The organism is Stenotrophomonas sp. STEN056 (assembly GCF_056759635.1).
On record NZ_JBRRDL010000012.1, the window covers coordinates 21,177 to 33,842 of the forward strand.

General features: G+C 64.0%; 8 protein-coding genes. 7 read left to right on the top strand and 1 reads right to left on the bottom strand.

Features of this window, described 5'->3' with window-relative positions:
- Nucleotides 1-183 precede the first annotated feature (183 nt).
- Nucleotides 184-2,475: an NADP-dependent malic enzyme gene (locus ACVOLO_RS08690; protein WP_481569847.1), complete on the top strand. Its 2,292-nt coding sequence runs from the start codon at nucleotides 184-186 to the stop codon at nucleotides 2,473-2,475.
- Between the two features lie 283 nt (nucleotides 2,476-2,758).
- Here the strand turns inward: ACVOLO_RS08690 and ACVOLO_RS08695 are convergent, their stop codons facing one another.
- A complete protein-coding gene (locus tag ACVOLO_RS08695; RefSeq protein ID WP_481569848.1) occupies nucleotides 2,759-3,121 on the bottom strand; it encodes a helix-turn-helix transcriptional regulator in 363 nt (120 codons plus the stop codon).
- Between the two features lie 272 nt (nucleotides 3,122-3,393).
- Here ACVOLO_RS08695 and ACVOLO_RS08700 point away from each other — a divergent pair, with 272 nt between their 5' ends.
- The 6 genes from ACVOLO_RS08700 to ACVOLO_RS08725 all read left to right on the top strand — a co-directional run bounded on the left by ACVOLO_RS08700 (nucleotide 3,394) and on the right by ACVOLO_RS08725 (nucleotide 12,602).
- A complete protein-coding gene (locus tag ACVOLO_RS08700) occupies nucleotides 3,394-4,656 on the top strand; it encodes an HlyD family secretion protein (RefSeq protein WP_481569905.1) in 1,263 nt (420 codons plus the stop codon).
- 279 nt (nucleotides 4,657-4,935) lie between these two features.
- Complete coding sequence (locus ACVOLO_RS08705; RefSeq protein WP_481569849.1) at nucleotides 4,936-7,680, top strand: M16 family metallopeptidase; 2,745 nt, start codon at nucleotides 4,936-4,938, stop codon at nucleotides 7,678-7,680.
- Nucleotides 7,681-7,715: 35 nt separating this feature from the next.
- A complete protein-coding gene (locus ACVOLO_RS08710; RefSeq protein WP_481569850.1) occupies nucleotides 7,716-9,839 on the top strand; it encodes a peptidase domain-containing ABC transporter in 2,124 nt (707 codons plus the stop codon).
- Between the two features lie 122 nt (nucleotides 9,840-9,961).
- Nucleotides 9,962-10,159, top strand: coding sequence for a zinc-finger domain-containing protein (locus ACVOLO_RS08715; RefSeq protein ID WP_481569851.1), 198 nt, complete (start codon nucleotides 9,962-9,964; stop codon nucleotides 10,157-10,159).
- Between the two features lie 9 nt (nucleotides 10,160-10,168).
- On the top strand, nucleotides 10,169-11,284 hold the full coding sequence (locus ACVOLO_RS08720; RefSeq protein WP_481569852.1) for a glycosyltransferase: 1,116 nt from the start codon (nucleotides 10,169-10,171) through the stop codon (nucleotides 11,282-11,284).
- A complete protein-coding gene (locus ACVOLO_RS08725; RefSeq protein ID WP_481569853.1) occupies nucleotides 11,265-12,602 on the top strand; it encodes an O-antigen ligase family protein in 1,338 nt (445 codons plus the stop codon). Before ACVOLO_RS08720 ends, ACVOLO_RS08725 begins: the two co-directional genes overlap by 20 nt.
- Nucleotides 12,603-12,666: the final 64 nt, after the last annotated feature.

Sequence of the window (12,666 nt, forward strand, 5' to 3'; positions counted from 1 at the left end):
CGCCGATTTCCAGCGACAAGGCACATGACGGTCATCTCCGTGCGGAATACTGCACAAGTCCTGCAACATGCGCCGTGGAATTGTGCGGTTGCAGCATCACTGCGATAGCGTAGCGACAGGTTCAGCCTGCTTATCGGCGTTATCATCCCCGTTCCTCTCGCCCATTCAGCCCCTTAAAAATCGATGTCCAACGAAGATTTCAAACAGGCCGCCCTCGATTACCACCGGATTTCGCCCCCGGGAAAGATCAAGGTCACCGCGACCAAGCCGATGTTGACCCAGCGCGATCTGTCGCTGGCCTACTCGCCGGGTGTGGCGCATGCCTGTGAAGCCATCGTGGCCGACTCGGCCCAGGCCAGCGAGCTGACCGCACGCGGCAACCTGGTTGCGGTGATCACCAACGGCACCGCCGTGCTGGGCCTGGGCAATATCGGCCCGCTGGCCAGCAAGCCGGTGATGGAAGGCAAGGGCGTGCTGTTCCAGAAGTTCGCCGGTATCGATGTGTTCGACATCGAAATCAATGAGAACGATCCGGACAAGCTGGTCGACATCATCGCCTCGCTGGAGCCGACCTTCGGCGGCATCAACCTGGAAGACATCAAGGCACCGGAATGCTTCATCGTCGAGCGCAAGCTGCGCGAGCGCATGAACATCCCGGTGTTCCATGACGATCAGCACGGCACCGCAATCATCGTCGGCGCCGCCGTGCTCAATGCCATGCACATCACCGGCAAGAAGATCGAAGAGGTGAAGCTGGCCACCACCGGCATGGGTGCGGCGGGCATTTCCTGCGTCAACATGCTGGTGCAGTTGGGCCTGAAGCCGGAAAACATCCTCGCCTACGACCGCGACGGCGTGATCCACACCGGCCGCACCGATCTGGACTCGGAAAAGGCGCGTTACGCGCGCGATACCGACAAGCGCACCCTGGCCGAGATCGTCGAAGGTGCCGATATCTTCCTGGGCCTGTCGGCCGGCGGCATCCTCAAGCCGGAGATGGTCGCCACCATGGCACCGAACCCGGTGATCTTCGCGCTGGCCAACCCGTACCCGGAAATCCTGCCGGAAGACGCCAAGTCGGTGCGCCCGGACGCGATTCTCGGCACTGGCCGTTCGGATTACCCGAACCAGGTCAACAACGCGCTGTGCTTCCCGTACCTGTTCCGTGGCGCGCTGGACGTGGGCGCCACCGGCATCAACGAGGAGATGAAAATCGCCTGCGTGCGTGCCATCGCCGCGCTGGCACGCAAGGAAGCGTCCGACCTGGGCACCGCCTATGGCGGCGAAACCCCGAGCTTCGGCCGTGATTATCTGATCCCGCGCCCGTTCGACCGTCGCCTGCTGGTCGAGCTGTCGGCCGCCGTGGCCCAGGCCGCGATGGATTCGGGCGTGGCAACGCGCCCGATCGTCGACATGGCCGCCTACCGCGACAAGCTGGCCCAGTTCGTCTACCGCACCAGCCTGTTCATGAAGCCGGTCTACGACCGCGCGCGTTCGGACAAGCAGCGCGTGGCCTACGCCGAGGGCGAAGAAGAAGTGGTGTTGCAGGCCGTGCAGAATGTGATCGACGAAGGCGTGGCCTTCCCGATCCTGATCGGCCGCCCGGATGTCATCCAGGCCCGTATCGACCGCCTGGGCCTGCGCATGAAGGCTGGCGTTGATTACGAAGTCACCAACATCAACGACGATCCGCGCTTCAACGAGTATTGGCAGTACTACCACGAGATGACGGGCCGCAAGGGCGTCACCGTGTCCGCTGCCAAGAACCTGATGCGCTCGCGCCCGACCTTGATCGCCGCGGTGATGGTTGCCCGCGGTGAGGCCGATGCGATGCTGTCCGGCCTGGTTGGCCGCTTCCACAAGAAGCTGGGCTATGTGCGCAGCGTGATTCCGCTGGAACAGCGGGTCAGCTCGACCTCGGCCATGACCGGCGTGATCAATTCGCAGGGCGTGTTCTTCTTTGTCGATACGCATGTGCAGGAAGACCCGAGCGTCGATCAGATCGTCGAATCCACGCTGCAGGCTGCTTTCCGCATGAAGCTGTTCGGCATCGAGCCGAAGATAGCCTTGCTGTCGCATTCCAACTTCGGCAGCCACGATTCCCGGGACGCACTGAAGATGCGCCAGGTGCGTGAGCAGTTGCTCAAGCGCAACCCGCGCTTGAACGTGGACGGCGAAATGCAGGGCGACACCGCCTGGGACGAAGCACTGCGCGACAAGCTGTTGCCTAACAGCACGCTCAAGGGCCGTGCCAACCTGTTCGTGCTGCCGAACCTGGAAGCGGCCAACATTGCCTACAACCTGGTGCGTGTGTTCACCGACGGCGTGGCCATCGGCCCGATCCTGATGGGCATTTCCAAGCCGGTGCATATCCTGACCAGCAGCGCCAGCTCGCGTCGCGTGCTGAACATGACCGCCATCGCGGCCGTGGACGCGCAGATCCGCAAGCAGATGGAAGCCGACCGCGCAGGTTGATTTGCGTTCGGTGCAGTTGAAACAACAAAAGCCGGCAATCTGCCGGCTTTTGTTTTCGTTTGCTGGAAGGAACGGCCGCGCTGATGCGGGTGTAAGCGGATAACTCCTGGATGGCTGCAACTGCCGCCAGGGACGCCGGTGAATCCCTGCTACCGGGGCCGGCGTGCTCGTTCATTGCTCATCGGCCAGGTTGCTGCTCGGCGTCGGCCGCAATCGGGTCTGTTCACCGAAAGCGGCCAGGCTTTCGCCGGAACCGATGCAGCTGCCTACGCACCCAGCCTGATCAGGCCTGGGTCAGCCGCTGCCCTTCAAGGATCTGCAGCACCAGTTTGCGGGTGGCCGCACGGCAGGTGCGGTAGGCCAGCAGGAGCCGGCGCTCATGCGGGTCATCGACGATTTCCACGCCGCTCTGTGGTGGGGCGGGGATGACCTCAAGGCCATTGCGGCCAGTAGCAAGCCATTCAAACGAGACGTCGGTGACCATTGCGATGGTGATCATGCGGGTGGTGCACGGCATGATGCCGGTGGGGCTTTCCCAGTTACCCACGGCACTACGGCTCACCTTGAGCTGGGCGGCCAACTCAGCCTGGGTCATTCCTTTCTTGCGGCGGGCCCTGCGGATGCGGTTGGCAAGATGGTTGGGCATTGAGTCTCCTCCTTGAGGTGGGGCTGTGAGCGGTCAATCACGGATGGTGATTTTGAGTGATTTAATGTGATTCAAGGAGATTGAAAAAGAGGAAACGGGAGCTATGTCACTGAAACTGACCTTTTTGGTCAGGATTACTGACGTAATCAGATGAAAACCGTTCTCGCCTGAGCGGCTGGCCGCGTGCCAGTGGAAATGGAGCGGTGGAGCCATTGAGCCCGCTCCGGGCATCGGCCACATTCCCGGCACACACCGATTTCCAGGGGGCAGGGGTGCCACAGCAGTTGTTTCGAGAAGAGGTTCTACGGGCCCGCTCCAGTCGCTGGCTGGGGACCATTTCGCTGGCGCAGCGGCCGCGGCATTGGAGGTTGCTTGCGCTTGCAGCGATTGCCGCGGCAGGCGCTGTCGTGTTGTTCATCAGCCTGGGCAGTTACACCCGGCGCACCACCGTGAACGGACAGTTGGTCCCGGTCCAGGGCTTGGTAACGGTGCTGGCGCCGGCGACAGGCGTGGTGTCCTGGCTGGAGGCGCAGGAAGGCGAGCAAGTGCCCAGTGGTGGCACCTTGGCCTTGATAAGCCGTCCGCGCGCGACGCTGCAGGGGGGAAGCACCAGCGTCGCGCTTGAAGAGCGGCTGCAACGGCGACAGGGCGCGCTGCATGCCATGCATCAGGCGGCGCAGGACCAACTGCGTGAGCAGTCAAAAGGCATCGCCGCGCAGTTGATGACTGCCGTCCGGGAACTGCAGCAGACCGAATCGGAAGTCGCCACCCGGCGGCGGCAGATTGAGCTGGCCAATGAAACGCTGCGTCGGCTTCGGCAGCTGGAACAGGGGCAGTACGTGAGCGTGTTGCAGATCCAGCAGCAGGAGGCGGCAGTGCTCGATTACACCGGGCAGATGCAGGCGCTGCAACGTCAGGCATCGACAACGCGCAGGCTCCTGGCCCAGCTTCAGCAGGCAGAAGGCGAACTGCCTGGGCAGCGCCAGGGCGTTGATGCCGGCCACCAACAGCAGCTTGCCCAACTGGAGCAGGAGCGGGAGCAGACCCGGGCCGATGGTGCGTTGCTGGTGCAGGCGCCCGTGTCCGGCGTGGTGAGCGCGCAGGCGATCAAACCCGGGCAGGCGGTGCAGCAGGGGCAGGTGTTGCTGAGCCTGTTGCCTGGCGATGGTCGGTTGGAAGCCGAGCTGCTCATCCCCAGCAGCGCCATTGGTTTCATCGCGCCGGGCGACAGGGTGCGGCTTCGCTACGAAGCATTTCCGTACCAGAAGTTCGGCCATCAGGAGGGGCGTGTTTCGAGCATCAGCCGCAGTGCGTTGAGTCCTGTGGAACTGGCAGGGCGCGGCCGGCAGGACGAGGCGCTGTACCGGCTCACGGTGGCACTGGAGCAGCAGAGCGTTGTTGCCTATGGCCGGCCGGAACCCCTCAAGCCAGGCATGCGGCTTGCGGCCGATGTGATGGGAGAAGAGCGGAAGCTGTTCGAATGGTTGTTCGAGCCGCTGTATTCACTCAAGGGAAAGCTGGCCAGCAGCGATTGATGCGATGCGTCGCGTGATGCCAGAGCCGATGATGTGCGCCGTGACCGCATCCCTTGCGCATATGGAACGGCGATTTCGCAGGAAGCTGTGCTTCAATCGTGCCGCAGGATGGAACACATGTCCTGCGCTTCTTCGGCGTGATGCACCTGCCGGTAGCAATCGGCCGCCGTGGTTGACGGCTTTGCCTGGAAGCGAAGCGAACGCTGATCAGGCTCCCATCGCAGGCCACCATGCGTGCCCGCGGATTCTTCAATGGATACAACACAGAAAGGAACAAGGATGCTCAGACTGTCGGCGCGTGTATTGGCGGTTGCACTTTCAGTCGTCCTGGCGCTGCTGGTGTACGCAAACGGGGAGGTGCATCTGCCGGGGGCGGTCGAGGCTGGCCCATGCGTGGAGGGAATCTGCGAGTACCGGCTGCAAAACGGCATGCGGGTGCTGCTGTTCCCTGATGCGAGCAAGCCGACCGTGACGGTCAATATCGTCTACGGCGTGGGCTCGATGCACGAGAACTACGGTGAGACCGGCATGGCGCATCTGCTGGAACACCTTCTTTTCAAAGGTACGCCGAAGCATCCGGATATCCCGGGTGAGCTGCAGAAGCGCGGTGTGAGCAAGAACGCGACGACCTCGCTGGATCGCACCAACTACTTCGGCTCCTTTCCTGCCAACGATGAAACCCTGGACTGGCTGTTGGCGCTGGAAGCGGACCGCATGGTCAATTCGAGGATTGCCAAGGCGGACCTGGACAGCGAGATGACGGTCGTCCGCAATGAGATGGAGGCCGGAGACAACAACCCGACCGGGGTGCTGATGAAGCGCATGCGCTCGGTGGCCTTTGACTGGCACAACTACGGCAACCTGCCGGTGGGGGCGCGCTCGGATGTGGAGAATGTGCCGATCGGCAACCTGCAGGCGTTCTATCGCACCTGGTACCGGCCGGACAACGCCACGCTGATCGTGGCTGGCCGCATCGACAGCAGCTTGGTCCTGCAACGCATCGCCACGCATTTCGGCCCGCTGAAACAGCCACGGCAGGCATTGCCGAGGCTGCATACCGTCGAGCCGACGCAGGATGGTGAGCGTGCGGTCACGGTGAGGCGGACGAGCGATCTGTCGCTGGTTGCCGCCAGCTATCACATACCGGCACTGACGCAAGGCGACAGCGCGCCGCTGGTGGTGCTGGCCAATGTGCTGGGTGACAACCCCAATGGGCGTTTGTACAAGGCATTGATGGCGCCAAAGATTGCTGCATTTACCGCAGCGCAGGGAGAGCAGCTGCGTGATCCGGGCCTGTTTACCGTGCTCGGTGTCATTCCCAAGGATGGCGACGCGGGCAAGGCCGAGACGGAACTGCTCAGGCAGGCCGAAGCCATTGCCCGGGACCCGATCACGCCGCAGGAAGTGACGGCGGCCAAGCAGCGCATCGACAACGGCCTGAGAAAACTGAGCAGTGATGTCGATGCGATGGCCATGGCGCTGGCCGAGTACCAGGCCGTCGGTGACTGGCGCTTGCTGTTCGTGCAGCGTGATGCCATTGCCAAGGTGAGTGCGGCCGACGTCAATCGCGTTGCTGCGGCGTATCTGAAACCGAGCAATCGCACACTCGGGCGCTTTGTGCCCACCGCCGAGCCGGACCGCGCGATTGTGCCCGTGGCACCGCCTGTCGAGGGGCTGGTGGACGGCTACGTGGGGCGGGCTGCGGTGGACAGCGGCGAGGTGTTCGAGGCTACGCCGGAGAACATTGCCCGCCGTACCGAAACCTTCGTCCTCGGCCAGGGCTTGAAGGTATCGCTGCTTCCGAAGAAGAACCGGGGGCAGACCGTGGTGTTGCGGGCGACATTCCGCTTTGGGGATGAGAAGAGCATTGCGGGTCACAGCGATGCCGGCGCGATGGTCGGGCCCATGCTGATGATGGGCAGCGCAACGATGGACCGCAGCCAGATCGCAGCGCGCTTTGATGCGTTGGGCACGCAGGCACAGGTGAGTGGTGGGGCGCAGAGTGCGGTCATCCTGCTGGATGGCAAGCGTGACACGCTGGCCGATGCCCTGGCGCTGGCCGCGGAGGTGTTGCGCAGGCCGAAGTTTCCACGTGAACAGTTCGAGCAGCTGCGCATGCAGGCTGTTACCGGCATCGATTACCAGCGCAGCGAACCCGATGCATTGGCGCTGATGGCGATGGCGCAATACTTCGATCCGTGGCCGGAGGGGCATCCGCTGCATGTGGATTCCTTTGATGCGTCGCTGGCAAAGATGCGCGCGCTGCGGGTTGAAGACCTGCATGCCTTCCATCAGCGCTTCTATGGCACCGCCAATGGTGAAATCGTGGTCGTTGGCGACTTTGATCCCGATGTGCTCAAGGCGCAGTTGCAGTCGCTGTTTGCAGACTGGATTTCACCGGCCGCCTACGCGCCCATTGCGACCCGTTACCAGCAGCGGGCTGCACACCGTGAAAGCTTCACTACGCCTGACAAGCCCAATGCCGTGGTACTGGCACGGCAGAACCTGTCACTCAACATCGCTGACGCCGACTTCCCGGCACTCAGCATCGGGGTGGGGATTCTCGGCGGCGATCCGCTCAAGGCACGCCTGGCCAACCGGATTCGCCAGAAGGAGGGCCTGAGTTACAGCGTAAGCGCAGGCCTGCAGGCCGATGACAGCCGCGCAGGCCGGGATGACAGTGGCAGTCTCAGCATCCAGGCGATTGCTGCGCCGGAAAACGCAGGGAAGGTCGAAGCGGCCATCCGCGACGAACTGACGCGGTTGCTGGCCGAGGGCGTGACCGAGCTGGAGCTGCGCGATACGGTTTCGGCGCGGCTGGTGGCGCGTGAGCAGTCGCGCGCCACTGATACGGGGGTGTCCGGCCTGCTGGGCAACCAGCTGTACTACGGCCGCAACATGCAGTTCGAGATTGAACGCGACGCGGCCTATCGTGCATTGGCGGTGGAACAGGTCAACGCGGCCATCCGCAAACACCTCAAGCCCGAGCAGTTGAGTGTGTTCGTTGCAGGTGATTTCAAGTAAAGGGGAACAGGGGCGGCTCACGGCCGCCCCTTGTCATGAAGACGATCATTCAATCCGAGGCGGCCGAATGCGGCCTGGCTTCACTGGCGATGGTGGCCAATGCGCACGGGCTGGATATTGGGTTGCTGGAACTCAGGCGGCGCTTTCCGCTGTCGTTGAAGGGGGCAAAACTCAGCCAGCTGATGTCTGTTGCACAGCAGCTCGGCTTCTCGGCGCGGCCGTTGCGGCTGGACATGGAAGAACTGCCAGGATTGGCGCTGCCGTGCATCCTGCATTGGGATTTGAACCACTTCGTCGTATTGAAGAAGGTGGGCAAGTCCAGGGCCGTGCTGCTGGATCCGGCCATCGGTGAGCGGAACCTGTCGCTGTCTGAAGTCTCTGATCATTTCACCGGCGTGGCGCTGGAACTGTCGCCGGCGGCGGATTTCAGCCCGCGCAAGGCCAGCCCGTCGGTGAGTGTGCGGCAGCTGACCGGGCCGGTTCGCGGCGTGTGGCAGGCGCTGGGGCAGATTGTCGCGTTGTCGCTGGCGTTTCAGGTGTTTGTGGTGCTCGCGCCGTTCCTGATGCAGTGGGTGGTGGACCAGGTGCTGGTGTCTGCCGACCGTGATCTGTTGACCATCCTCGGCCTGGGGTTCGGCCTGGCACTGCTGCTGCAGGTTGGCATCGGCATGCTGCGCGGTGCGGCGGTGGTTGATCTCTCTTCGCGGCTCGGGCTGCAGTGGACGGGCAATGTGTTTGCGCACCTGCTCAGGTTGCCGTTGGACTTCTTTGAGAAGCGCAATCTCGGTGACATCACCTCGCGGCTTTCGTCGGTGCAGGCCATACAGCAAACTTTGACCACCAGCTTCGTCGAGGTGCTGATCGATGGGCTGATGGCGGTGCTGACGTTGGCATTGATGCTGTTCTATAGCTGGAAGCTGGCCTTGCTGACCCTGCTCGCAGTCGGGCTGTACGCGATCATCCGCAGCGTGGCGTGGCGGCCGCTGCGTGAGGGGACTGAGCAGCAGCTGGTGACGTCGGCGAGGCAGCAGACGCATCTGCTGGAATCACTGCGCGGCATGCAGAGCCTGAAAGTGGCAGGCGAAGAACCACGCCGTCGCAGCACCTACGACAACCTGATGGTGGACACGGTCAACCGCGACGTCCGCTTGGCGCACCTTGGGCTGGGATTCAATGGCGCCAGCCAGCTGGTGTTTGGCATTGAACGCATCGCGGTGATCTGGGCGGGCGCATTGTTGGCATTGGACAGCGTTTTTTCGGTGGGCATGCTGATCGCGTACCTGGCCTACAAGGACCAGTTCGCTGCGCGTATGGGTGGCTTGATCGACAAGTGGCTGGAATTCCGCATGTTGCGCCTGCATGGCGAGCGCCTGGCCGACATCGTGCTGACGGCGCCGGAGGAAGACGCCGGCGCCGCTGAAGGCAAGCCGCCGGCAAACGCGCGTATCGAGGTTGAGCGCCTGAGCTTCCGTTATGCCGACAACGAGCCTTGGGTGCTGCAGGATTGCAGCTTCAGCATTGCGCCGGGCGAGTCGGTGGCGGTGGTTGGCGCATCGGGTTGCGGCAAGACGACACTGATCAAACTGCTGCTTGGCCTGCTGCGGCCGAGCAGCGGCAGCATCCGCATCGGCGGGCAGGAGCTGCATCGATTGGGTGCACGCAACGTGCGCGCGATTGTCGGTGCGGTGATGCAGGACGACCAGCTGTTTGCAGGCAGCATCGCCGACAACATCGCTTTCTTCGACCCGGAGTTCGACCTGGAGCGGGTTGAGATAGCCGCGCGCCTGTCGGCGGTGCATGAGGACATCATGGCCATGCCGATGGGCTACCACGGTTTGATTGGCGACATGGGCAGCGCGCTGTCCGGTGGCCAGAAGCAGCGGATCATCCTGGCGCGTGCGCTGTACCGGCAGCCCAAGCTGTTGTTCCTGGACGAGGCGACCAGCCATCTGGATGTCAAGAGCGAACGCCTGGTCAACGATGCCGTGCGCAAGCTGCGCCTGACCCGGGTGATCATCGCCCATCGGCCCGAGACCATCGCCAGCGCGGACCGGGTGCTGGTGATGGAACAGGGGCGGATCGTGAAGGATCTGCCTCAGGCTGAGCCTGCCGCGGCGGTAGTGGCGACTGATGCCGCGCAGGAGCCGCTGCTGGCGTGACGCCGGCCCGGGACACTGCGCCGGTTCAGGCCCGTGATCCGGCTTCCGGGCCACCTCGGGGCAGCCCGCCCCGGCCCGCCGCTGTTAGAATTGCGCGTCCTCGATTTCCCGTGATTGACGCCATGAGCCATACCGCCACTGCACCGGCCAATGCCGAGAAGCGTTACAACGTCCACCGCGCCGACCTGCCGCTGAGCTGCCCGACGCCGGAAATGGCACTGTGGAACTCGCACCCGCGCGTGTACCTGCCGATCGAGAATGAGCCCACCGGCGAAGCGGCATGCCCGTACTGCGGCTCCGTCTTCGTTCTGGTCGACTGACGTCCCCCGATGCGCCGTCTGACGGTGGTGCAGTTGCTGCCGGCGCTGCACTCCGGCGGCGTTGAACGCTCGACCCTGGAGATCGCCAGTGCACTGGTGGCCGCAGGCCATCGTGCCATCGTGGTGTCAGCGGGCGGGCGGCTGGTGCAGCCGCTGCTGGACAGTGGCGCCGAGCACCTCAGCCTTGATATTGGCCGCAAGTCGCTGCTGACGCTGCGGCATGTGGCGTCGTTGCGCCGGCTGTTCACCGAAGTGGACGCGGACATCGTGCATGCGCGGTCCCGCCTGCCGGCCTGGCTGGGCTGGTACGCGCTCAAGGGCATGCCAGCGGGCAAGCGTCCGCGCTGGGTGACGACCATGCACGGTTTGAACTCACCTGGCCGCTACAGCGGCATCATGGCCAGCGGTGAGCGGGTGATCTGCGTGTCGCAGACCGTGCGTGAATACCTGCTTGCCAATTACCCGTCCACCGACCCGGACAAGCTGCGGGTGATTCCGCGGGGTGTCGATGTCAGGCAGTTTCCGCGCGTGGCACGCACGGACCGGCGCCCGCGTCTGGACGTTGCACGCAGCCATCGGCAACTTGCCGGCGACGGGCAAGTGCTGTTGCTGCCCGGGCGCGGCACCCGCTTGAAGGGCCATGCATACGCCATCCAGCTTTTAGCCAACCTGCATCAACAGGGCGAGCGCAACACGGCATTGTGGATGCCCGGCGTGCGTGAGCCCGGCCGTGAGGCCTATGTGCGTGAGCTTGAACAGCTGGCGCAGCACCTGGGCGTTGCCGAGCGGGTGGCGCTGACCGAACCAACCAGTCGTATCGCCCAGGCGTATGCCGCCAGTGACCTGGTGCTGCAGCTCTCCGACAAGCCAGAGGCCTTTGGGCGCACCGTGGTCGAGGCGCTCTCGGTGGGGCGGCCTGTGCTGGGCTGGAACCATGGGGGTGTCGGCGAACTGCTGGCCCAGTTGCAGCCGGCCGGTGCGGTTGCGCTGGGTGACGAGGCTGCGTTGACCAAGGCCGCCGTGGCCTTGTTGCGCCATCCCCCCGCGTTGCCGGCGCGTATTCCCTTCACCCTGCAGGCAATGCAACGCGCGACACTGGATGTCTATGGCGAACTCATCGATTGACATGGCGGTGCCCGCACCCGCGCAACGTCTCCCGGGGCGTTGGGCGCCGGTCTGGGTGATTGCTTTCGTCGCACTGTGGCCGGCACCGGGTATTGCCGAAGCGGTGCTGGTGCTGGGCGCGCTGTTCACGGTGGTGCGTCTGCTGCAGTTGCACCTCAACGGCGGTATCCGGCCGTTGTTGAGCATCCCCGCGTGGGCGTTGACCGGCGTGTTGTTCATGGCCTACTGGGTGCCGCAGGCACTGTCGGCCGTGGACGCGGAGGACCCGGCCAGAACCTGGACAAAAGTGGCCGCTGCCCTGCGCTACCTGCCTTTCATGTGGCTGGTGGCCATTGCCGTGGCGACGGCATCGCGGCGGCGCGCAACGTTCACGGGGTTGGCTGTGGTCACCGGCGTGTGGACGCTGGATGCCCTGGCGCAGGCGCTTTCCGGCACCAGCCCGCTGTTCTGGTCGATGGACCAGCTCAAATGGCTGATCAATGGCCATGGTCTGTGCAGTGCGGAAGAGGTGGCCGCGGCCGATCGGCTCTCCGGTGTGCTGGGGCCATGCAACCTCAAGTTCGGTCAGGTGCTGGCGACGATGTCGCCGTTCCTGTTGTTCTTCGTCGGTACCCGTTGGGGGCGCTGGAGCTGGTTGCTCGTCACGATGCTCATCGGCGTGGTGCTGGTGTTGGCCGGCTCGCGCGCGTCGTGGATTACCTATGCACTGATCGTGCTGTTCTCCGGCTGGCGATTGCTGGGGGCCAAGTGGATGGCGCTGGTGCTGCTGGCCGGCGTGGTTGGCCTGGGAGCGCTGGGGTTTGGCTCGTCGCAGGTGCGCGAGCGTTTTTCGCGTACCGCAATGGCGCTCAGTGGCGAGGCGAGCGGCGTCAACGAGGCCTTGTCCGGGCGCAGCCAGATATGGGGCGCAGCCGTGTGCATGGTGCGTGAGCACCCGATCAATGGCGTGGGGGTGCGCGACTTCCGCAAGGCTTATCCCGAGTGCGATCCAACGCCGGAACGTACTGCGGTGTGGGGCTCCAGTCCGGCCCTGCATGCACACCAGATCGTGCTGGAAATTCTTGCCGAAACCGGCGTGCTGGGCCTGTTGCTATGGCTGGCCGGTGCGGCCATGGCGGTGCGCGCCTGGCGCTATGCGAGCAAGGAAGCGCGCGACCGGGCGCGCCCGGCGGCGCTGGCGCTGGCTGCGACAGTGTTCCCGCTGAATACCCATCTGGCGTTCTATTCCACGTTCTGGGGCGGGGTGACGGTGTTGCTGGCGGCGCTGTATGCCGGCGCGCTGCTGGCCGAAGAGCCGAAGTCAGCAAGCTCTGCATGACGCGCGGATAAGTCTCCCGCGGAAACAGTTGCTCGATTGCAGTGGAATCGGTCTCCTCCCTTGC